Origin of the sequence: Pseudomonas fluorescens (genome assembly GCF_000968015.1) — a bacterium.
Lineage (GTDB): Bacteria > Pseudomonadota > Gammaproteobacteria > Pseudomonadales > Pseudomonadaceae > Aquipseudomonas > Aquipseudomonas fluorescens_W.
In genome coordinates, this window is sequence record NZ_LACH01000034.1 from 1 (window position 1) to 22992 (window position 22992).

A 22992-nucleotide genomic window follows, 5' to 3' on the forward strand; every position below is an offset into this window, starting at 1 on the left:
CTATCGTCGGAACGCCGCCCGGAGCAAGCTCGCTCCCACATTGGGTGTTCGGTCAACCGAGCATTAGCGTTCCGCTTGCAACGAGCGTCGCATTCCCGCCAATTTTCACCCGATCCCCTTCCAGCCGACAGAACAACTCCCCGCCTCGAGCCGAACGCTGACAAGCCGTCAGGCTCGACTTGCCCAAACGTTTCGACCAGTACGGAATCAGGCTGCAATGGGTGGAACCGGTCACCGGGTCTTCGTTGATGCCGATCGCCGGTGCGAAGTAGCGGGAAACAAAATCATGCTGGCTGCCCCTGGCCGTGACAATTGCCCCCGGCCACGGCAGTTTCGCCAGTGCCGCCATGTCCGGCTGACATTCGAGCACCGCCTGCTCGGATTCCAGCACCACGAATAACTCGTTCGCCCCCAGCACATCAACCGCTTCCACACCCAGCGCACGCTCGACATCCAGGGTCACGCCCACTTCCGACGGCATGAGCGCCGGGAAATCCAGCCACAAGCGCTCACCCTCACGACTCACGCTTAGCGGGCCGGACTTGCAGATAAAGTCCAGCCGCTCGACCGGCTCTTTATAGATTTCAAACAGAACGTAAGCGCTGGCCAGGGTTGCATGACCGCACAACGGCACTTCGGTGGTCGGGGTAAACCAGCGGATGCGCCAGCCCTGCCCTTCGCGCACCACGAAGGCGGTTTCGGCGAGGTTGTGCTCGGCGGCGATCTTCTGCATCAGCTCATCGGCAAGCCAGGCATCGAGGCGATAGACCATCGCCGGGTTGCCACTGAACGGCCGATCACTGAACGCATCGACCTGATGAAACTCAAGCTGCATAACCTTCTCCCTTTGTCAGGCCACGGAGCATGAAGCTGCCGACAATCCGGCACCAGTAACAGAGCCCGTGAATTTGCACCATACAGCGCCGGGCCGGAAGCCTTCGTCAGGCACGGCCGATATCGGCGAACTTCGCCTGGGTATGTTCGGCCAGCACCGCGGGTGCCAATTCGACTTCCAGCCCACGTCGCCCCGCGCTGACAAAAATGCTGGCGAAGGGCTGAGCCGAATTATCGATAAAGGTGCGCAAGCGCTTTTTCTGTCCCAGCGGGCTGATCCCGCCCAACAGGTAACCGGTGGATCGTTGCGCAGCGGCAGGATCGGCCATTTCAACTTTTTTCACGCCCGCAGCATGAGCCAGGCCTTTCAAGTCCAGACTTCCGACGACCGGCACCACGGCCACCAACAATTCACCTTTCTCGCTCGCCGCCAGCAAGGTCTTGAACACCTGCGCCGGATCCAGCCCCAGCTTCTCCGCAGCCTCCAGCCCGTAGGACGCTGCCTTCGGATCATGTTCGTAACTGTGCACGCGATGTTCGGCACGAACTTTTTTCAACAAATCCAATGCGGGGGTCATGACAGCTCCAGGCTTGGCGGCAGAAGAAAAATACTGTGCTGGATTCTAGGACATTGATCGACAAATGGCTCTATTGCGGCGCTATTTCAAAGGCTTGGCGGCGCCTTATGCCGTTCGTCCACCTTCAGCTTGAAGCGTGAACGATGCGGTCATTCATGTGACTAATAGTTCGATTGTGACTGACGGTTCACTTTCGACCTTTGACAGCAGCGTTTCTTGTCTATATTTTTTCGAATCTGAATACTGTACGAATGTTCCTATCGCAGCACCCAGCAGTAGGCCGAGAGCAGGATGGGGATCCCGCCTCGGTGAAAATCGCGCTTTATCCCTAAGGAAAAAGCGTCAGACAACAACAAAAACGAGGTTTTCAATGACAACTGCTCTACAACAACCGTCGCTCTCAAGCCAATGCATGGCCGAATTCCTGGGCACTGCGCTGCTGATCTTTTTTGGTACAGGTTGTGTTGCCGCGCTCAAGGTCGCGGGTGCCAGCTTCGGTCTTTGGGAGATCAGCATCATCTGGGGGGTCGGCGTGAGCATGGCGATCTACCTGACCGCCGGCGTTTCCGGGGCTCATCTCAATCCCGCCGTCAGTATTGCCCTGAGCATTTTTGCTGACTTCGAAAAGCGCAAACTGCCGTTCTATATTCTCGCCCAGATCGCTGGCGCTTTCTGTGGAGCGTTGTTGGTTTACACGCTGTACAGCAATTTATTCTTCGATTACGAACAAACTCACCATTTGGTTCGTGGTACTCAGGCCAGCCTCGAATTGGCCTCGGTGTTTTCCACCTTCCCCAACCCGGCGTTGACCACGGCACAAGCCTTCCTGGTTGAAGTGATCATCACTGCCATCCTGATGGGCGTGATCATGTCCCTGACCGACGACAACAATGGCTTGCCAAAGGGGCCGCTCGCTCCGCTGCTGATCGGCCTGCTGATTGCGGTGATTGGCAGTTCGATGGGGCCGCTGACCGGTTTTGCGATGAACCCGGCGCGCGACTTCGGTCCTAAACTGATGACTTTCTTCGCTGGCTGGGGTGAAATTTCCTTCACCGGCGGGCGCGATATCCCGTATTTCCTGATTCCGATTTTTGCACCGATTGTCGGTGCCTGCCTTGGTGCTGCAGCTTATCGCGGGCTGATTGCCCGTCATCTGCCCAGCGCCCTGACTGCTACACAGGACGCAGCACCGGCCATTGACGGCAAACCAAGAACTTCTTGATACCGTTGGCGTGTGATCCTGCCCATCAGATCACGCGCCGGACCTCACTCCCTTTTTTCGTCCAAGGCAATCGACATGACCGACACTCAGAATAAGAACTACATCATTGCCCTCGATCAGGGTACGACCAGCTCCCGCGCGATCATTTTCGACCGCGACGCGAACGTGGTCTGCACCGCCCAGCGCGAATTCGCACAGCATTACCCGCAAGCCGGTTGGGTCGAACACGACCCGATGGAAATCTTCGCGACCCAAAGCGCCGTGATGGTCGAGGCCCTGGCTCAAGCCGGCCTGCATCACGACCAGGTTGCCGCCATCGGCATCACCAACCAGCGCGAAACCACCGTGGTCTGGGACAAGACCACCGGCCGCCCGATCTACAACGCGATCGTCTGGCAGTGCCGCCGCAGCACCGAGATCTGCCAGCAGCTCAAGCGCGACGGTCACGAGCAATACATCAGCGAAACCACCGGCCTGGTCACCGACCCGTACTTCTCTGGCACCAAGCTCAAGTGGATCCTCGACAACGTCGAAGGCAGCCGCGAACGTGCGCGCAAAGGCGAACTGCTGTTCGGCACCGTCGACAGCTGGCTGATCTGGAAATTTACCGGCGGCAAAGTGCACGTCACCGACTACACCAACGCCTCGCGCACCATGCTCTTCAACATCCACACACTGGAGTGGGACGCGAAGATGCTGGAGGTGCTGGATATTCCGCGCGAGATGCTGCCGGAAGTTAAATCCTCGTCCGAAATTTATGGCCACACCAAAAGCGGCATCGCCATCGGCGGTATCGCGGGTGACCAGCAAGCGGCCCTGTTCGGCCAGATGTGCGTCGAGCCAGGTCAGGCGAAAAACACCTACGGCACCGGCTGCTTCCTGCTGATGAACACCGGCGACAAAGCCGTGAAGTCCAAGCACGGCATGTTGACCACCATCGCTTGCGGCCCGCGCGGCGAAGTGGCTTACGCGCTGGAAGGTGCGGTGTTCAACGGCGGTTCGACTGTTCAGTGGCTGCGTGACGAACTGAAGATCATCAACGACGCCCACGACACCGAATACTTCGCCAACAAGGTCAAGGACAGCAACGGCGTGTACCTGGTGCCCGCCTTTACCGGCCTGGGCGCTCCGTACTGGGACCCGTATGCCCGCGGTGCATTGTTCGGCCTGACTCGCGGCGTACGCGTGGATCACATCATTCGTGCAGCCCTGGAGTCGATTGCCTACCAGACCCGCGACGTTCTGGACGCCATGCAACAGGATTCCGGCGAACGCTTGAAATCCCTGCGTGTGGACGGCGGCGCAGTTGCGAACAACTTCCTGATGCAATTCCAGGCCGACATCCTCGGCACTCAGGTTGAGCGTCCGCAAATGCGCGAAACCACCGCACTCGGTGCGGCGTACCTGGCCGGTCTGGCGTGTGGCTTCTGGGGCAGCCTGGATGAGTTGCGCGGCAAGGCTGTGATCGAGCGCGAATTCGAACCGACCCTGGACGAAACTGCGAAGGAAAAACTCTACGCTGGCTGGAAAAAAGCCGTCAGCCGCACCCGCGACTGGGAACCGCATGAAGGCGCTGAATAAGCCAAGCTGAGTACTCGTAACTGGTAGGGAGCAGATTCCTGCGGCATCATGGGCAAATTTTGCACGGCAGCCCAAAGGAAGCCCCATGAATCTGCCTCCCCGTCAGCAGCAAATCCTCGAACTGGTCCGCGAACGCGGCTATGTCAGCATCGAGGAAATGGCTACGCTGTTCGTCGTTACACCGCAAACCATCCGCCGCGATATCAATCAGCTCGCGGAAGCTAATTTGTTGCGTCGCTACCATGGCGGCGCAGCCTACGACTCCAGTGTCGAAAACACCGCCTACGCCATGCGTGCCGATCAGATGCGTGATGAAAAACAGCGTATCGGTGAAGCCATTGCGGCTCAAATCCCCGATCACGCCTCGCTGTTCATCAATATCGGTACCACCACCGAATCCATCGCCCGGGCGTTGCTCAATCACAATCACCTGAAGATCATCACCAACAACCTGCATGTGGCTTCGATGCTCAGCGCCAAGGACGACTTCGATGTTCTGCTGACCGGTGGCAACGTGCGGCGCGACGGTGGCGTGGTCGGTCAGGCCAGTGTCGACTTCATTAACCAGTTCAAGGTTGATTTCGCCTTGGTCGGCATCAGCGGTATCGATGAAGACGGCAGTCTGCTGGACTTCGACTATCAGGAAGTTCGGGTGTCCCAGGCGATCATCGCCAATGCCCGGCAGGTCATCCTCGCGGCTGACTCCAGCAAATTCGGGCGCAACGCCATGATTCGTCTGGGGCCGATCAGCTTGATTGATTGCCTGGTGACTGATCAGCAACCTGTGCCGGCGTTGGCGCAGTTGTTGAGTCAGCACAAGATTCGGCTGGAAGTGGTTTAACTCCCCTCACATCTTCTTCGACTGTACCGACGCCATCGCGAGCAAGCTCGCTCCCACAGGTTCAGCGCAACCCCTGTGGGAGCGAGCTTGCTCGCGATGGCGAACTCTCATACACCTCCTCTTTTGCGTCCTCGTGCGCATCTAAATGTTCGAAAATTTTCCTTTAGCGGCCCTTCGATCAGTATTTTCAATCGAAGTTAACTGGCTGTGGGCGACTTTATGGGCTACCATTTTCGCAAATGAACATTAATGTTCGAATTCCAATACCGAAAATCATAAAAGCCCGAGGCTAGCCAATGCCCACTTCTACCTTGCCTACGCCCCCTCTCGCTGAGATCTACGATATCGCCGTCATCGGTGGCGGGATCAATGGCGTGGGGATCGCAGCGGATGCCGCCGGTCGCGGTCTTTCGGTGTTTCTTTGTGAAAAAGACGACCTGGCCAGCCACACCTCGTCAGCCAGTAGCAAGCTGATCCACGGCGGCCTGCGCTACCTTGAACATTACGAATTCCGCCTGGTGCGCGAAGCCCTGGCCGAACGCGAAGTGCTGCTGGCCAAGGCCCCGCACATCGTCAAGCAGATGCGCTTCGTGCTGCCGCACCGCCCGCACCTGCGTCCAGCGTGGATGATCCGCGCCGGTCTGTTCCTTTATGACCACCTCGGCAAGCGGGAAAAACTCGAAGGCTCGAAAAGCCTGAAGTTCGGCCCGGACAGCCCGCTGAAAAGCGAAATCACCAAAGGCTTCGAATACTCCGATTGCTGGGTCGACGATGCTCGTCTGGTGGTACTGAACGCCATGGCAGCCCGCGAAAAAAGCGCCCACGTTCACACCCAGACCCGTTGCGTCAGCGCCCGTCGCACCAAGGGAATGTGGCACCTGCATCTGGAACGCGCCGATGGCAGTCTGTTCTCGATCCGCGCCAAGGCACTGGTAAACGCCGCTGGCCCTTGGGTCGCCAAGTTCATTCGTGACGACTTGAAGATGGAATCGCCGTACGGCATCCGCCTGATTCAGGGCAGCCACCTGATCGTTCCGAAACTGTACGAAGGCGAACACGCGCATATTCTGCAAAACGAAGATCAACGCATCGTCTTCACCATTCCGTACCTGAACCACTTCACCCTGATCGGCACCACCGACCGCGAGTACACCGGCGATCCGGCTGCCGTTGCAATCACCGAAGGCGAAACCGATTACTTGTTGAAAGTGGTCAACTCCCATTTCAAGAAACGCATCAGCCGCGACGATATCCTGCACAGCTATTCCGGTGTTCGCCCACTGTGCAACGACGAATCCGACAACCCGTCGGCCGTTACTCGCGACTACACCCTGGCACTGTCGGGCACTGGCGAAGAAGCGCCGCTGTTGTCGGTGTTCGGCGGCAAGCTGACCACCTACCGCAAACTGGCCGAGTCGGCACTGGCGCAACTGGCTCCGTACTTCAAAGACATCAAGCCGAGCTGGACCGCCAGCGCTACCCTGCCGGGCGGCGAAGACATGACCACCCCGCAAGCCTTGTGCGCCTTGATCCGTGACAAGTTCGACTGGGTGCCGACCGAAATCGCCCGCCGCTGGTCCACCACCTACGGCAGCCGGACCTGGCGCATGCTCGAAGGTGTGCAGAATCTCGGCGATATGGGCGAACACATCGGCGGCGGACTCTACACCCGCGAAGTCGATTACCTGTGCAGCGAAGAGTGGGCGACCACCGCGCACGACATTCTGTGGCGCCGCAGCAAGCTGGGGCTGTTCACCACCCCGCAGGAACAGGAAAAGCTCAAGGATTACCTGAACAAGGTCGAACAGAACCGCAGCAAGATCGAAGCGGCCTGATCGAAAATCCGGTTAAACGAAAGCCCCTGAATCGTGAGATTCAGGGGCTTTTTGTTTAAAGAGAAGGTCAGGCAAACCGCTCCAGCATGAAATTGACGAAACTGCTCAGCGTGGAGGAGCGGTATCGGTCAGGCAGATAAACCAGGTGCATGGCGCGGCTGGTCAACTCATAGTCGGCGAACAGCTGCACCAGCCGCCCTTCCCTGACATCAGCTTCGAGCAGTACGGCAGGCTGCATGACAATCCCGACCCCATGCAGTGCGGCAATCCGCAGGGCCTGACCGTTGTTGATCTGCAAATGCCCGTCGACTGCCACCCGGACAGTCCTCTCGCGACTTTTCAGACGCCAATCAGTCAACGCCGACTGGCTGAAGGACAGACATTCATGCTGCCCAAGTTCTTCCGGCTCCTGTGGCGTCCCGCGACGCAGCAGGTAGTCGGGCGATGCACAAATCATCATTCGGTAAGGCGCCAGAGGCCGCGCGATCAGGCCCGAATCGGGCAATGTGCCGATGCGTATTGCCGCCTCAAAGCCCTCCTCCACTAGATCGACGACGCGATCAGCCAGGGTGAGCTGAACCCGCACCTCGGGATAAAGGGCCAGGTATTCAGACAATGCCGGCACCAGCGCCTGGGTCCCGAACGAAACGGGGGCACTGATGCGCAATTTCCCGGCCGGCACCAGCAACTGATCCTGAGCGAGGACATCGCTTTCGGCGATCAACCTCAGTATCTGCTGACACTTCGGGAAGTATTCCTCGCCGAATCCGGTCAGGTGCACGCTACGGGTGGTCCGGTTGATCAACCGCGCGCCCAGGCGTTTTTCCAGGGCCCTCAAGTGGTTGCCCACCATGGTCGCGGAGATGTTGCAGACTTTTGCCGCCGCAATCAGGCTGCCTTTTTCGACGATGGCGACGAAGGCTTGCATGCTTTCCAGCGTATCCATTGCACAGTCCTGGTTGTTACCGCATAAATTTTTGGCCAGTTTATCTCTATTTATTTCTGAATAGACTCAAAACCTTCGACACAGGAGGTCAACCATGAAAGCCATCGAACTGTTTGCACCCACGCTTGAGTCTTTTCGCGCCACCGTTCTGCCCGATCCGGTCCCAGGTCCGGGTGAGGTGTTGGTGAGGTTGCGCGCAGCCACCTTGAACTACGTCGATGTAGCGATCGCCACAGGGCAGTTTCAAGGCCCTGCGTTTCCAATGATCCCGGTCGCTGATGGTGCCGGCGAAGTCGTCCAGTCAGGCCCTGACACGCCAGGCTTTGCGCCGGGCGAGCGGGTCATTCCGCACTTTATGCCGCGCTGGCAAGCGGGCCCGATCAGCGCCGCCAACGTAGCCGGCATGCGCGGGGTGAACCTCCCGGGCTCGCTGGCCGAGTACGTCGTGGTCCCCGCCAGCAGTCTGGTGCGCCTACCGGAACACTTGAGTTTTGCCCAGGGCGCGGCCCTGCCGATTGCCGCCACCACGGCATGGAACGCACAGCGCGCCGCGCAGATTCGTCCCGGTTCTACCGTGGTGATACTGGGAACCGGCGGGGTGAGTATTTTTGCCTTGCAGTTTGCCAAGGCCGCGGGAGCGACGGTGATCCTGACGTCTTCCGACGACGAGAAACTGGAGCGGGCACGTCAGCTGGGCGCGGACTACCTGATCAATTACCGGGCTTTCCCCGAGTGGGACCAACAGGTGTTGGAACTCACCGATGGCCGCGGCGCAGACCTGGTGGTCGATACCGTCGGAGAGGCAACCATCGGCCGCGCACTGGATGCCGCTGCTTACGGGGGAACGGTGTTCACTGTCGGCTTTTTAAGCGGCACGAAGCCCGCACTGGACTTGCTGCCGATCATTATCAAAGCGCTAAAAGTGGTCGGTAACAACACCGGCTCGGTCGCTGACCTGAGCGAAGCCGTTCGAGCGATCGAGGCTAATCGCCTCCTGCCAGTGATCGATAGCATCCACTCCCTTGACGAGGTCAGCCGGGCCTATGCGCACCTCGCCAGTGGTGGCCGGCATTTCGGCAAGATTGCGATTACGCACTGAAACCTTTTTAGATGTTCGCCGAGAGAGCCAATATGACGACTACCCACGCGTCCAATAACACTGAACAGCGTTTTATCGACCGCACCGTCCTGATCACCGGCGGCGGAACCGGCATGGGCAAGGCCGCCGCCCTGCGCCTCGGGCTTGAGGGAGCCAATGTGGTGATCGCCGGGCGCCGCAGCGCCGAACTGGAGGCCGTTGCCCGGCAGATCAGCGAAGGCGGAGGCAGGGCATTGGCAGTGGTCACCGACGTGTCCGACCCCGAGCAGGTCGAAGCACTGATCGACACAACGCTGCAGACATTCGGTGGCCTGCACATGGCCTGGAACAACGCCGGTGTACTGGGGCCGTTCAAGCCGCTCCAGGACCTGGGTTTCGAGGAATTCGACGCGTTGATCGCCACCAACTTTCGCGGCGTGTTCGCCTGCCTGAAGTATGAAATCGCAGCAATGCTCAAACACAAGATTGCCGGATCGATCGTCAATACGTCGTCCTGGACCGCGCATGGCTCGATGCCGGGACTGGCTGCCTACGCCGCCGGCAAAGCCGCGCTGGATGCAATGATGCGCACGGTCGCGCAGGAAGTGGGGCCGCAACAGATCCGGGTCAATAACGTATGCCCGGGCCTGATCGCAACGCCGATGGCCAGTGATGTCCTGGCCAACGAACGGTTGGCGTTACCGTTCATCAAGCACACGCCCCTGCAGCGCGTAGGCCAACCCGAAGACGTAGCCGATGTCGTGACCTGGCTATTGAGCGAGGATGCACGATTTGTGACGGGGCAAAGTCTGTTAGTCGACGGTGGATTCACCCTCGGAGGGCTACGTCCCTGGTTCAATCAGTTTGTCGTCGAGCACGGCTGACAAGTCAGTATTCGGTTTTCCGAACGCGACCTGTCGGTCGATTCGGTTAACCGGATTCTCCAGCATCAAAAACCTCGCCATAAATATTTAATCCCCTTATAAATCAATATGTTGACCTGTTTGGCCTGGCCTGGCACGAGTCATGCTCTACACTCTTGGACGAATGTCCGCTGAGCCAACCCTTCAGGAGCCGGCAAGCATTCAAAGCACAAAAAGGGCCGATGAACTGGCTCCATATAAAAACAATGTCGAGGAAAATTTGATGCGCATCGTTCCCCATCTCCTGGGCGCAGCCATTGCTGCCGCTCTGATCAGCACTCCAGTTTTCGCCGCCGAGCTCACCGGTACCCTGAAGAAGATCAAAGAGTCCGGCGTTATCACCCTCGGACATCGTGACGCTTCCATTCCGTTTTCCTACATCGCTGATGCTTCCGGCAAACCGATGGGCTACTCCCACGATATCCAGCTGAAAATCGTCGAAGCCATCAAGAAAGACCTCGACCTGCCGAACCTTCAGGTCAAATACAACCTGGTCACCTCGCAAACCCGTATCCCGCTGGTGCAGAACGGCACCGTGGACGTCGAGTGCGGCTCCACCACCAACAACGTCGAGCGTCAGCAGCAAGTTGACTTCTCCGTCGGCATCTTCGAAATCGGTACCCGCCTGCTGTCCAAGAAAGGCTCCGCGTACAAGGATTTCGACGACCTCAAAGGCAAGAACGTCGTGACCACCGCCGGCACCACGTCCGAGCGCATCCTCAAGTCGATGAACGCCGACAAACAAATGGGCATGAACGTCATCTCCGCCAAAGACCACGGCGAATCCTTCCAGATGCTGGAATCGGGCCGTGCCGTCGCGTTCATGATGGACGACGCGCTGCTGGCCGGTGAAGCGGCCAAAGCCAAGAAGGCGGATGACTGGGCCGTAACCGGCACTCCACAGTCCTACGAAATCTACGGCTGCATGGTCCGCAAGGGCGACGAGCCGTTCAAGAAAGTCGTGGATGACGCCATCGTTGCAACCTACAAGTCCGGCGAGATCAACAAGATCTACGAAAAATGGTTCATGGCGCCAATCCCGCCAAAAGGCCTGAACCTGAACTTCCCGATGAGCGACGAGCTCAAGGCCCTGATCGCCAATCCGACCGATAAAGCGGCTGACGAAAAGAAATCCTGATTTCTGACTAACCTTATCTCCTGAGAGGGCCACTGCCCTTTCGGGGGATAGTCATTCCCTGCTGGCATTTCTGGAAACACTCGAACCGGTGGTTGTCGAGCCGCTCGTGTGTGCCTGATTCTCAAGATCAGGCGGGAACGGAGCTTCCCCAGGCGGGCACTTGTACATCGAACGATCTGAGGGGAGACCCTAATGAATTACAACTGGGACTGGGGCGTGTTCTTCAAGTCCACCGGCGTGGGCAGCGAGACGTATCTCGACTGGTACGTCGCCGGTTTGGGCTGGACCATCGCCATCGCCGTCGTGGCCTGGATCATTGCCCTGCTGCTGGGCTCGATTCTGGGTGTCATGCGCACCGTGCCGAACCGCATCGTATCGGGCATCGCGACCTGTTACGTCGAACTCTTCCGTAACGTGCCGCTGCTGGTTCAGCTGTTCATCTGGTACTTCCTGGTACCCGACCTGCTGCCTCCAGACCTGCAAGAGTGGTACAAGCAGGATCTCAATCCGACCACCTCGGCTTACCTCAGCGTCGTCGTCTGCCTGGGCTTGTTCACCGCCGCTCGTGTTTGCGAACAAGTGCGCACCGGTATCCAGGCGCTGCCTCGCGGCCAGGAATCCGCCGCTCGCGCCATGGGCTTCAAGCTGCCGCAAATCTACTGGAACGTGCTGCTGCCCCAGGCTTACCGGATCATCATTCCGCCGCTCACCTCAGAATTCCTGAACGTGTTCAAGAACTCTTCCGTCGCGTCGCTGATCGGCCTGATGGAGTTGCTCGCGCAGACCAAACAGACCGCCGAGTTTTCCGCCAACCTGTTCGAAGCCTTCACCCTTGCAACGCTGATCTACTTCACGCTGAACATGGGCCTGATGCTGCTGATGCGCATGGTCGAGAAGAAAGTGGCCGTACCGGGCCTGATCTCCGTAGGGGGTAAATGATGGAATTCGACTTCTCGGGCATCGTCCCGTCCCTGCCGGGTTTGTGGAACGGCATGGTCATGACCCTGCAACTGATGGCACTGGGCGTGTCCGGCGGGATCATCCTCGGTACGATCCTGGCGCTGATGCGCCTGTCCCACAGCAAACTGCTGTCGAACATTGCTGGCGCCTACGTTAACTACTTCCGCTCGATTCCATTGCTGCTGGTCATCACCTGGTTCTACCTGGCGGTGCCGTTCGTACTGCGCTGGATCACCGGCGAAGACACCCCGATCGGCGCGTTTGCCTCGTGCATCGTGGCGTTCATGATGTTTGAAGCGGCGTACTTCTGCGAAATCGTCCGGGCCGGCGTGCAGTCGATTTCCAAGGGCCAGATGGGTGCAGCCCAAGCCCTGGGCATGACGTATAGCCAGATGATGCGGTTGATCATCCTGCCGCAAGCGTTCCGCAAGATGACCCCGCTGCTGCTGCAACAGAGCATCATCCTGTTTCAGGACACCTCGCTGGTCTACGCGGTCGGTCTGGTGGACTTCCTCAATGCCTCGCGTGCCAGTGGCGACATCATCGGTCGCTCCAACGAGTTCCTGATCTTTGCAGGTCTCACGTACTTCACAATCAGCTTTGCCGCCTCGCTGCTGGTCAAGCGTCTGCAAAAAAGGTTTGCCGTATGATCTCTATCAAGAATGTCAACAAGTGGTATGGCGACTTCCAGGTACTGACTGACTGCAGCACCGAGGTCAAAAAAGGCGAAGTGATTGTGGTGTGCGGGCCGTCCGGTTCCGGCAAATCCACCCTGATCAAATGCGTCAACGCCCTGGAACCGTTCCAGAAAGGCGACGTGGTGGTCGATGGCACGTCCATCGCCGACCCGAAGACCGACCTGCCGAAACTGCGTTCGCGCGTTGGCATGGTGTTCCAGCATTTCGAACTGTTCCCGCACCTGACCATCACCGAAAACCTGACCATTGCGCAGATCAAGGTGTTGGGCCGCAGCAAGGAAGAAGCCACCAAGAAAGGCCTGCAACTGCTTGAGCGCGTCGGGCTGTCTGCCCATGCGCATAAGCATCCGGGCCAGCTCTCCGGTGGTCAGCAACAGCGTGTGGCGATTGCCCGTGCGCTGGCGATGGACCCGATCGTCATGCTGTTCGACGAACCGACTTCGGCGCTGGACCCTGAAATGGTCAACGAAGTGCTCGACGTGATGGTGCAACTGGCTCACGAAGGCATGACCATGATGTGCGTGACCCACGAAATGGGCTTCGCCCGTAAAGTGGCGGACCGGGTGATCTTCATGGACCAGGGCAGGATCATCGAAGACTGCAAGAAAGAGGAATTCTTCGGCGACATCAATGCCCGCGCCGAGCGGACGCAGCATTTCCTCGCCAAGATTCTGCAGCACTAAGCACCGTACGCTTGCTCGGAGTCACACAAATCCCTTGTGGGAGCGAGCTTGCTCGCGATAGCGGACCGACATTCAACATCAATGTTGACTGGAATGGCCTCATCGCGAGCAAGCTCGCTCCCACAGGGGCCGGTGATGGTGCTCTAAGTAAGTGTTGTGGTTGACCCAAGGCATCTGTGATGAAATGCGACCCCACTCTCTATCGCGCCGCGCCGCCATCACTCGCCGTGAAACCCCGTCTGATTCGCCATCTGTTCCTGCCGCCGCTGGTCATCGCCCTGATGATCGGATTGGGTTACCTCGGCTTCTGGGTCAGTGAACACTACGGGATCCGCAGCCTCAGCGAGAACGGCCAGCGTCAGCTGGAACTGCACGCCCGCGCCGTCGAGAGCGAGATCAGCAAGTACACCTACCTGCCCAGCCTGCTGGAACTCGAATCCAGCGTTTCGAAGCTGTTGGCCGACCCGTCGCCGGAACACCGGCAGACGGTCAATGAATACCTCGAAGGCCTGAACCGGCGCAGCCGCAGTCGGGCTATCTATGTGATGGACACCACCGGCCGCGTCATGGCCACCAGTAACTGGCGCGATGTCGACAGTTACCTGGGCGAAGACCTGTCCTTCCGCGCCTATTTCCAGAATGCCGTTCGCGGTCAGCCGGGGCGTTTCTACGGCATCGGCAGCACCAACGGCGAGCCCGGTTATTACCTGGCTCATGGCCTGGAAGAACAGGGCAAGATCATCGGCGTCGCGGTGGTCAAGGTTCGCCTCGAAGCCATGGAAGAACGCTGGCAGCGCGCGCGGCTGGAAGCGTTCGTCAGCGATGAAAACGGCATCATCATTCTTTCCAGCGATCCGGCACGGCGCCTGAAATCGGTTGTGCCGCTGAGCGACGAAACCAAGGAAAAACTCGCTCGCAGCCTTCAGTACTACTGGTTCCCGCTAAACGAACTGCAACCGCTGGCCCGGGAAAAACTGGCCGAAGGCGAGGAAAAACTCACCTTCCCCGCCAACAGCGAAGTGGAATCCGATGAGGAAGACATCAGCTACCTGTCGCAAACCCGTCCGCTGAGCGATACCCCGTGGAATTTCACCCTGCTGACACCGTTGCAGGATTTGCGTCGCGAAGCGATCAATCAGGGGATTCTGGTGGCAGTGGCGTTTGCCCTGGTGGCGTTCCTGCTGATCGCCTGGAACGAGCGGCGCAAGGTCATTGCCACGCGCCTGGCCGCCCGGGAAGCCTTGCAGGAAGCCAACAATCAACTGGAGCGTCGGATTACCGAACGCACCACCGACCTGCGCGCCAGCAACGAACGGCTCAAGGGCCAGATCCGCGAACGGCGTCTGGCCGAAGAGACGCTACGCCGCGCCCAGGATGAACTGGTGCAGGCCGGTAAACTCGCGGCCATCGGCCAGATGTCCACCAGCATCGCCCACGAATTGAACCAGCCACTGGCGGCGCTGCGAACCTTGTCCGGCAACACCGTGCGCTTTCTGGAGCGCGGTCAGCTGGACGTTGCCAGCACCAACCTCAAGACCATCAACGAACTGATCGACCGCATGGGCCGGATCACCGCCAGCCTGCGTTCGTTCGCTCGCCGCGGAGACGACAAAGGTCAGGCCAGCCTCGGCAAAGCGGTGGATGCAGCCTTGCAGCTGCTCGGTGGCCGCGTGGAAAGCGCGCATCTGCAACTGCACCGAGACTTCGCCGATCTGCAGGTGCAGATCGACCAGACCCGTCTGGAGCAGATTCTGGTCAACCTGATCGGCAACGCCCTCGACGCCATGCAAGCACAGCCGCTGCCAGAACTGTGGCTCGAAGGCGAAGAGTTCGATGGCAAATATCGCCTTCGTGTACGCGATAACGGCCATGGCATCGATGCCGAAGCACGCAAACATCTATTCGAACCGTTCTTCACCACCAAACCCGGCGAACAGGGCCTGGGCCTCGGCCTGACCCTTTCCGCCAGCCTGGCCGCCGCCACCGGCGGGCATCTGGGTGTCGAGCACCCGGCCAGCGGTGGTACCACCTTCGTCCTCAGTTTACCGTTGGTAAGCCCCACTCACGCCGAGCCAATATGAACAACGACCTTAGTGTGCTGATCGTCGAAGACGACCCCCATGTGCTGCTCGGCTGCCAACAGGCGCTGACCCTGGAAGACATTCCCTGCGTCGGCGTCGGTAGCGCCGAAGAAGCGCTGGAGCGGGTCGGCGACAACTTCGCCGGCATCGTCATCAGCGACATCCGCCTGCCGGGCATCGACGGTCTGGAATTGCTGACCCGCCTCAAGGCCCGCGACCGCAGCTTGCCGGTGGTGCTGATCACCGGCCACGGCGACATCTCCATGGCTGTCGGTGCGATGCAGAAAGGCGCCTATGACTTCATGGAGAAACCTTTCTCCCCCGAACGTCTGGTCGATGTGGCGCGCCGTGCGCTGGAGCAACGCAGCCTCGCGCGGGAAGTCTCTTCGTTGCGTCGGCAACTGGCGGAACGCGATTCCCTCGAAGGCCGGATCATCGGCCGCTCGCCCGCCATGCAGAACCTGCGGGAATTGATCGCCAACGTCGCCGATACCTCGGCCAACGTGCTGATCGAAGGCGAGACCGGCACCGGTAAAGAGCTGGTTGCGCGTTGCCTGCACGACTTCAGTCGGCGGCACACCAAGCAGTTCGTCGCGTTGAACTGCGGTGGTCTGCCGGAAAACCTGTTCGAAAGCGAAATCTTCGGCCATGAAGCCAACGCCTTCACGGGCGCCGGCAAACGGCGGATCGGCAAGATCGAACACGCCGACGGCGGCACGTTGTTCCTCGACGAAGTGGAAAGCATGCCGTTGCCGCTGCAGATCAAACTGTTGCGGGTGTTGCAGGAACGCACTCTGGAACGCCTGGGCTCGAACCAGAGCGTGGCGGTGGATTGCCGGGTGATCGCGGCGACCAAGTCCGATCTGGATGAGTCGAGCAAGGCTGGCGAGTTTCGCAGCGACCTGTATTACCGCTTGAACGTGGTGACTCTTGAATTACCGCCGCTGCGCGAACGACGCGAAGACATCCTGCAATTGTTCGAGCACTTCCTACAGCAGTCGTCCCTGCGTTTCGACCGTGCCGTGCCGGACCTGGACAACCAGACCCTGTCGAACCTGATGAGCCACGACTGGCCGGGCAACGTGCGCGAATTGCGCAACGTCGCCGAGCGTTTTGCCCTCGGTCTGCCGGCCTTCAAGAAGTCCGGCGCCAGCGGCAGCAATCAGGGCCTGGCCTTCGCCGAAGCGGTAGAAGCGTTTGAACGCAACCTGCTGAGCGACGCCCTGCAGCGCAGTGGCGGCAACCTGACCCAGGCCAGTCTGGAACTAGGGATGGCCAAGACCACGCTGTTCGACAAAGTGAAGAAGTACGGGCTGAGCCACTGATGGACCTGATTCTCAAAGCAACCCTGGGCGCGGCCGTGGTGCTGATTCTCGCCGCGCTGGCCAAGACCAAAAACTATTACATCGCCGGATTGGTGCCGCTGTTTCCGACCTTTGCGCTGATTGCGCATTACATCGTCGGCAAGGGCCGTTCGCTGGAGGATTTGAAGACCACCATCGTGTTTGGGATGTGGTCGATCATTCCTTACTTCATCTACCTGGCGACGTTGTATGTGGTGGTGGACCGGATGCGGCTGGAGGCTTCGCTCGCTGTGGCGGCGGTGGCTTGGTTGATGGCGGCTACGGTGCTGGTTTCGGTTTGGGTTCGTCTTCACGGCTGACTGATGTGATCGGTTTTAGAACCACCCCTCACCCCAGCCCTCTCCCCACGGGGGAGAGGGGGAAAGGGAGCAGATCTTCATGTGCTTCTAAGCCTGAGTTCGACTCAGATCTTTCACGTCGCAAAATTTCAACTAGGCGCATCGGTCAGTCCCCTCGCCCCCTGGGGAGAGGGTTAGGGTGAGGGGTCGATCTAAAGAATTGCCACAGAACCTCACCCGTTAACCGTCCCGCCCTTCGCTTCACTCATGATCTGGCGAATCGCCCCGACAAACGTCTCCACTGGCTGCCCGCCAGTGACGGCGTACTGCCCGTTGAAAACAACGGTCGGCACCGAACTGACGCCTCGCGACAGCCACAACTGCTCTTCCTCACGAACGTCTTTGGCGAATTCATCCGACGCCAGTATCGCCTCGGCCCGCTGCCGATCCAGGCCAACGCTTTCGGCGATCTGCGCCAATTGCCCATGGTCGGACGGATTGCCGCCCTCGGTGAAATACAACGTGAACAGCGCCTCTTTCAGATTGAACTGCAACCCCTCCAGTCCCGCCCAGAACAGCAAGCGGTGGGCATCGAAGGTGTTGTAGATGCGACTGTTGCCGTCCGTGCGAAACGCAAACCCGACCTCGGCGCCACGCGCGCGGATCATCTCGCGATTCTTCTGGGATTGCTCGGGCGTCGAGCCGTACTTCTCGGTGATGTGTTCGGTGATGTTCTGCCCTTCAGGCCCCATCTTCGGGTTCAGTTCGAACGGCTGGAAACGGATCTCGGCCTGCACCTCGTCGCCCAGCAAATCCAGGGCCCGGGTCAGGCCGTAAAGGCCGACGACGCACCAGGGGCAGGACACGTCGCTGACGAAATCGATTTTCAGTGGGGCACTCATCACACACCTCGCAGACTGGAACGCGCCGGAAAGCTCGAACGATACACCCGACGAGGCCGAGGTGGCAGCCGTTCCACTACCCCTGTGTGGCGAGGGGATTTATCCCCGTTCGGCTGCGAAGCAGTCGCAAACCCGGTGAATACGGTTTTTCTGAAACACCGTAATCACAGGTTCAGGGCCGCTTCGCGACCCAACGGGGATAAATCCCCTCGCCACACAAGCCCGCTTGTATGTTTAGACTTGAAGGGGTGGGCTACAGGAGGTTGTGTTCAGCCACCGGATCAATCTGCGCCCAATGCGAGGTGTCTTCGCGGTGGGCCTGCAAGTACGGCAACACCGCCGCCAGCAATGGCGCCTTGAACGCCTCCTGGAATCGATGCGCCAACCCCGGAATCAGCTTCAACTGACTGCCGCGGATATGCGCCGCCAGGTGTACACCGTGCATGACCGGCAGCAACGGATCAGCAGTGCCGTGAACCACCAGCGTCGGTACGCGCAGTTGATTGAGCAGCGCCACACGACTGCGCTCGGCGAGGATCGCCATGATCTGGCGCTTCACGCCCTCGGGGTTGAACGCCCGGTCATAGGACAGCGCCGCCTGATGCAGTAGCGCTTGCCGATCATCGCTCACCGTCGGACTGCCCAGCGCCGCCAGCAAATCGGCTTGCTGCTCCAGCGCTACTTCGCGATTGGGTGCCCCACGGCGCGACAACAGTTGCACCAGCGCCGCACTCGGCGCCGGCAATCCTTCGGCCCCGGAACTGGTCATGATCAGCGTCAGGCTCTCGACCCGTTGTGGCTCCATGGCCGCCATATGCTGGGCGATCATCCCGCCCATACTCGCGCCCAGCACGTGGAATTGCTCGACGTGCAACGCATCCATCAAGCCAAAAGCATCGTCTGCCATATCGGTCAGGGTGTACGGCGCCGACACCGGCAAACCGAGTTTGTAGCGCAGCACTTCGAACGTCAGGTTGGCGTCGACGGGCGCTTGCCGCCAAGTCGAGAGCCCGACATCGCGATTGTCATAACGAATCACCCGAAACCCTTGCTGACACAGCGCGACCACCACCTCGTCCGGCCAGTGAATCAACTGCCCGCCAAGGCCCATCACCAGCAACAACGCAGGGTCCGACGCACGGCCGATGCTCTGGTAAGCCAGGCTCACCTGTGCCAGATCGACCCGCTCGGTCGGAACATTGATATCGCAACGAGACGCCGCCAAGGACGGCAGGCCGAACAACAGCGCGGCCAGGAAAACCGCTGTGGAAAAAAATCGTACACGCATGAAAAACACCGAAACGCAGAACTCCAGTAGAGCGCGAGTCTGATGAAGTTTGTTCAAGCGCGCTGCCACAGTTACGTGACAGTTTGATGAAGAGTGCTGAACGGTCGTATTCAAGACCGCGTTATCGTTTATCGCGAGCAAGCTCGCTCCCACAGGATTGATGCCGTACACAAAATCTGTGATCGACATAAATCCAATGTGGGAGCGAGCTTGCTCGCGATGGCGTCTGGACAGACGCTACACCCGTTAAGCCAACTGACTCCGCAACTGCCGCGCCGCCGCCACCATGTTGACCAACGCCGCCTCAGTCTCCGGCCACGCCCGGGTCTTCAACCCGCAATCCGGGTTCACCCACAACCGCTCCGCTGGAATACGCTTCACCGCTTTGCTCATCAACTTGACCATCTCGGCCGTGTCCGGCACCCGTGGCGAGTGGATGTCGTAGACGCCCGGACCGATGTCGTTCGGGTAGTCGAAGGCTTCGAAAGCCTCCAGCAATTCCATGTCCGAACGCGAGGTTTCGATGGTGATCACATCGGCGTCCATCGCCGCGATGGACTGAATCACGTCGTTGAATTCGCTGTAGCACATGTGGGTGTGGATCTGGGTTTCATCCCGCACACCGGAGGCGCTCAAGCGGAAAGCTTCCACCGCCCAGTCGAGGTATTCCTGCCATTGTGCCCGGCGCAGCGGCAAACCTTCACGGAACGCGGCTTCGTCGATCTGCACGATCTTGATGCCGGCGGTTTCCAGGTCCAGCACTTCGTCACGCAGGGCTAGGGCCAACTGCTGCGCCTGGATTTTGCGCGAAACGTCTTCGCGCGGGAACGACCACATCAGCATGGTCACGGGACCGGTGAGCATGCCTTTCATGACCTTGTCGGTCAGGCTCTGGGCATAAGTGATCCAGTCGACGGTCATGGCGGCCGGACGGCTCAGGTCGCCGTAGATGATTGCCGGTTTCACGCAGCGCGAACCGTAGCTCTGAACCCAACCGAAACGGGTGAACAGATAGCCGTCCAGTTGCTCGGCGAAGTACTCGACCATGTCGTTGCGTTCGGCTTCACCGTGTACCAGCACGTCCAGGCCCAGGCGTTCCTGGACTTTCACGGCATGGCGGATTTCGCTGTGCATGGCGTCGGTGTAATCGTTGGCCGACAGCTTGCCTTGCTTGAAGGCCTGGCGTGCCAGACGGATCGAACCGGTCTGCGGGAACGAGCCGATGGTGGTGGTCGGGAATGCCGGCAGTTTCAACCGCGCACGCTGCTGCTCGATGCGTTTGGCAAACGGCGAATGACGTTGGCTGTCCTTGTCACTGATGGCATTGATGCGCGCCTGCACCTCGGCTTTGTGGATACGCGGTGACTCGGCGCGACTGGCCTGAATCGCACGGCTTTCGGCGAGGGCGGCTTGCACCTTGGATGATTGCGGGTCGTTCAGGGCATCGCGCAGCACGGCGATTTCGCCGCACTTTTGTACGGCGAAGGCCAGCCAGCTTTTCAGTTCAGGGTCGAGTTTGTCTTCGCGCTCCAGATCCACCGGGCTGTGCAGCAGCGAGCAGGAACTGCTGACCCACAGGTTATCGCCAAAACGTTCCTGGGCCGGTTGCAGTTGCGCGAGCACTTGCTCCAGTTCGCAGCGCCAGACGTTGCGACCGTTGACCAGGCCCACCGAGAGAATCTTGTAGGTCGGCAGACGGTCCAGCACCTGGCCTAGTTGGTCCGGGGCGCGCACGGCGTCGATGTGCAAGCCTTGCACCGGCAGGCTGACCGCCAGGCCGAGGTTGTCTTCCAGACCACTGAAGTAGGTCGCCACCAGTTTTTTCAGCGGCGAGTATTGAAGGATGTGATAAGCGCGCTCGAAAGCGTTTTTCCAGGCCTGTGGCAGGTCGAGGGTCAGGATCGGTTCGTCGATCTGCACCCACTCCACGCCTTGAGCGGCGAGGCGACCGAGGATTTCGCCGTAGATCGGCAGCAGGCGTTCCAGCAGGTCGAGCTTGTCGAAGTCGTTGCCTTTGGCTTTGCCCAGCCACAGGTAAGTCAGTGGACCGATGATCACCGGTTTGACGTTGTGGCCAAGGGCCTTCGCCTCGTCGACTTCGTCGAACAACTGTTCCCAGCTCAGCTTGAACTGTTGGTCAGCGGTGAATTCCGGGACCAGGTAGTGGTAGTTGGTGTCGAACCACTTGGTCAGTTCCTGGGCATATTGCGCTTTGCTGTGTTCGCTGCCGCAGCAGGCAGTCGTGGCGCCGCGGGCCATGGCGAACAGGGTGTCGAGGGTCGGCAGGCCGCGCGAGTCCTTGGCGCTGTCGAAACGCTGGGGGATCACACCGAAGGTCAAGGAATGGGTCAGGACCTGGTCGTACCAGGCGAAGTCGCCCACGGGCAGCAGGTCGATGCCGGCGTCTTTCTGCAATTGCCAGTGGGTGGCGCGCAATTGGCGGCCGACGCTTTTCAGCGCGTCCTGATCCAGATCGCCCTTCCAGTAGGATTCGAGGGCTTTTTTCAGTTCGCGGTCAGCGCCGATGCGCGGAAAACCAAGTGTATGGGCCAGAGCCATGGTGAATTTCTCCCTGTAAAAGATGGCGCTATTGTCGACAGCCAACCCAACATGAGACAAACTCAACCTTTTCGTGTTGATCACAAGTTTTCCTCATGGAGCCCCCGGTGCTTGAAATCCGTCACCTGAAGACCCTGCACGCCTTGCGCGAAGCCGACAGCCTGGTAGATGCGGCCGACCGCCTGCACCTGACGCAGTCGGCCCTGTCCCACCAGTTCAAGGAACTGGAGGAGCGCATGGGCATGCCGCTGTTCGTGCGCAAGACCAAACCGGTGCGTTTCACCAGCGCCGGTTTGCGCCTGCTGCAACTGGCTGACGCGACCTTGCCATTGCTGCGTGGCGCCGAGCGCGATATCGCGCGGCTGGCCGGTGGCACTGCCGGGCGTCTGCACATGGCGATCGAGTGTCACAGTTGCTTTCAGTGGCTGATGCCGACCATCGACCAGTTCCGCGATGCCTGGCCGGAAGTCGAACTGGACCTGGCCTCAGGGTTCTCCTTCGCCCCGCTGCCTGCGCTGGCCCGTGGGGATCTGGATTTGGTGGTGACCTCCGACCCGCTGGAACTGGCCGGGATCACTTACGTGCCGTTGTTCACCTACGAAGCGATGCTTGCGGTGGCCAACCAGCACCGTTTGGCGAGCAAGGCCTACATCGTCCCGGAAGATTTGCTCACGGAAACGCTGATCACCTACCCGGTGGAGCGTGATCGGCTGGACATCTTCACCCGTTTCCTGGAACCGGCCGATATCGAACCGGCGCAGGTCCGCACGTCGGAACTGACGGTGATGATGATGCAATTGGTGGCCAGCGGTCGCGGCGTGTGTGGCATGCCCCATTGGGCGCTGCATGAATACAGCTCACGGGGTTATGTGAAGGCCAAGCGGCTGGGTGAGAAAGGTTTGTTTGCGACGCTGTACGCCGGGATTCGCGCCGACATGCTGGATGCGCCGTACATGCGCGATTTCTTGCTGACGGCTAAAGACACATCCTTTTCAACCCTCGATGGTGTCAGCGCAGTTCGCTGATCGTTTGCAGACTGGAATGCAATCAAATGTGGGAGCGAGCTTGCTCGCGATAGCGGTGTGTCAGTCGATACAAATGTTGCATGCTAAACCGCAATCGCGAGCAAGCTCGCTCCCACAGGGGTTTTCGGTGGCCGCATCGTTGGTGACCAACCTGGGTCCTACAGGGAATTGTGGTGGA

At 59.5% G+C, this 22992-nt stretch carries 20 protein-coding genes; 14 read left to right on the forward strand and 6 right to left on the reverse strand.

Features of this window, described 5'->3' with window-relative positions:
- Positions 1–52 precede the first annotated feature (52 nt).
- Both VD17_RS15970 and ybaK read right to left on the reverse strand, forming a co-directional pair.
- Positions 53–835, reverse strand: a complete 783-nt coding sequence (locus VD17_RS15970; protein WP_046054623.1) for a PhzF family phenazine biosynthesis protein — start codon at positions 833–835, stop codon at positions 53–55.
- Positions 836–941: 106 nt separating this feature from the next.
- Positions 942–1412, reverse strand: coding sequence for a Cys-tRNA(Pro) deacylase (ybaK, locus tag VD17_RS15975; RefSeq protein WP_007971306.1), 471 nt, complete (start codon positions 1410–1412; stop codon positions 942–944).
- A 370-nt stretch (positions 1413–1782) separates the two neighbouring features.
- Between ybaK and VD17_RS15980 the strand changes: the two genes are divergently transcribed.
- The 4 genes from VD17_RS15980 (at position 1783) to glpD (ending at position 6891) form a co-directional block, all read left to right on the forward strand.
- Positions 1783–2634: an MIP/aquaporin family protein gene (locus VD17_RS15980; RefSeq protein ID WP_046054624.1), complete on the forward strand. Its 852-nt coding sequence runs from the start codon at positions 1783–1785 to the stop codon at positions 2632–2634.
- Between the two features lie 75 nt (positions 2635–2709).
- Positions 2710–4215, forward strand: coding sequence for a glycerol kinase GlpK (glpK, locus tag VD17_RS15985; RefSeq protein ID WP_046054625.1), 1506 nt, complete (start codon positions 2710–2712; stop codon positions 4213–4215).
- Positions 4216–4300: 85 nt separating this feature from the next.
- On the forward strand, positions 4301–5056 hold the full coding sequence (locus VD17_RS15990) for a DeoR/GlpR family transcriptional regulator (RefSeq protein WP_007916700.1): 756 nt from the start codon (positions 4301–4303) through the stop codon (positions 5054–5056).
- Positions 5057–5352: 296 nt separating this feature from the next.
- The gene (gene glpD / locus VD17_RS15995) at positions 5353–6891 is read left to right on the forward strand and encodes a glycerol-3-phosphate dehydrogenase (RefSeq protein WP_046054626.1); all 1539 of its coding nucleotides are present in this window, start codon (positions 5353–5355) and stop codon (positions 6889–6891) included.
- A gap of 67 nt (positions 6892–6958) precedes the next feature.
- On the opposite strand, the gene VD17_RS16000 is transcribed toward glpD, so the two are convergent.
- Positions 6959–7837, reverse strand: a complete 879-nt coding sequence (locus tag VD17_RS16000; RefSeq protein ID WP_046054627.1) for a LysR family transcriptional regulator — start codon at positions 7835–7837, stop codon at positions 6959–6961.
- 94 nt (positions 7838–7931) lie between these two features.
- Here VD17_RS16000 and VD17_RS16005 point away from each other — a divergent pair, with 94 nt between their 5' ends.
- The 9 genes from VD17_RS16005 (at position 7932) to VD17_RS16045 (ending at position 17061) form a co-directional block, all read left to right on the forward strand.
- Positions 7932–8936, forward strand: a complete 1005-nt coding sequence (locus VD17_RS16005) for a zinc-dependent alcohol dehydrogenase family protein (RefSeq protein ID WP_046054628.1) — start codon at positions 7932–7934, stop codon at positions 8934–8936.
- A 32-nt stretch (positions 8937–8968) separates the two neighbouring features.
- Positions 8969–9799: an SDR family NAD(P)-dependent oxidoreductase gene (locus tag VD17_RS16010; RefSeq protein WP_046054629.1), complete on the forward strand. Its 831-nt coding sequence runs from the start codon at positions 8969–8971 to the stop codon at positions 9797–9799.
- Between the two features lie 262 nt (positions 9800–10061).
- Positions 10062–10976, forward strand: coding sequence for a glutamate/aspartate ABC transporter substrate-binding protein (locus VD17_RS16015; RefSeq protein WP_046054698.1), 915 nt, complete (start codon positions 10062–10064; stop codon positions 10974–10976).
- Between the two features lie 192 nt (positions 10977–11168).
- A complete protein-coding gene (locus VD17_RS16020; protein WP_008156468.1) occupies positions 11169–11915 on the forward strand; it encodes an amino acid ABC transporter permease in 747 nt (248 codons plus the stop codon).
- Positions 11915–12586 carry an amino acid ABC transporter permease gene (locus VD17_RS16025; protein ID WP_033057457.1) on the forward strand — a complete coding sequence of 224 codons (672 nt, stop codon included), beginning with the start codon at positions 11915–11917 and terminating at the stop codon, positions 12584–12586. Before VD17_RS16020 ends, VD17_RS16025 begins: the two co-directional genes overlap by 1 nt.
- The gene (locus tag VD17_RS16030) at positions 12583–13317 is read left to right on the forward strand and encodes an amino acid ABC transporter ATP-binding protein (RefSeq protein WP_033057456.1); all 735 of its coding nucleotides are present in this window, start codon (positions 12583–12585) and stop codon (positions 13315–13317) included. The genes VD17_RS16025 and VD17_RS16030 overlap by 4 nt, the downstream gene beginning before the upstream one ends.
- A gap of 179 nt (positions 13318–13496) precedes the next feature.
- Entirely contained in the window at positions 13497–15398 is a 1902-nt protein-coding gene (locus VD17_RS16035; protein WP_046054630.1) for a sensor histidine kinase, read from the forward strand.
- A complete protein-coding gene (locus tag VD17_RS16040) occupies positions 15395–16723 on the forward strand; it encodes a sigma-54-dependent transcriptional regulator (protein WP_008155247.1) in 1329 nt (442 codons plus the stop codon). Before VD17_RS16035 ends, VD17_RS16040 begins: the two co-directional genes overlap by 4 nt.
- Positions 16724–16731: 8 nt before the next feature.
- Complete coding sequence (locus tag VD17_RS16045) at positions 16732–17061, forward strand: GlpM family protein (RefSeq protein ID WP_185753161.1); 330 nt, start codon at positions 16732–16734, stop codon at positions 17059–17061.
- A gap of 212 nt (positions 17062–17273) precedes the next feature.
- Here VD17_RS16045 and VD17_RS16050 read toward each other — a convergent pair whose 3' ends face one another.
- The 3 genes from VD17_RS16050 to metE form a co-directional block, all read right to left on the reverse strand.
- Positions 17274–17942 carry a DsbA family oxidoreductase gene (locus VD17_RS16050; protein ID WP_046054632.1) on the reverse strand — a complete coding sequence of 223 codons (669 nt, stop codon included), beginning with the start codon at positions 17940–17942 and terminating at the stop codon, positions 17274–17276.
- Between the two features lie 253 nt (positions 17943–18195).
- Positions 18196–19230, reverse strand: a complete 1035-nt coding sequence (locus VD17_RS16055) for an alpha/beta fold hydrolase (protein WP_046054633.1) — start codon at positions 19228–19230, stop codon at positions 18196–18198.
- A 246-nt stretch (positions 19231–19476) separates the two neighbouring features.
- A complete protein-coding gene (gene metE, locus VD17_RS16060; RefSeq protein WP_046054634.1) occupies positions 19477–21789 on the reverse strand; it encodes a 5-methyltetrahydropteroyltriglutamate--homocysteine S-methyltransferase in 2313 nt (770 codons plus the stop codon).
- Between the two features lie 107 nt (positions 21790–21896).
- On the opposite strand from metE, the gene metR reads away from it, so the two are divergent.
- Positions 21897–22814: a transcriptional regulator MetR gene (gene metR, locus VD17_RS16065; protein WP_008155262.1), complete on the forward strand. Its 918-nt coding sequence runs from the start codon at positions 21897–21899 to the stop codon at positions 22812–22814.
- Positions 22815–22992 lie beyond the last annotated feature (178 nt).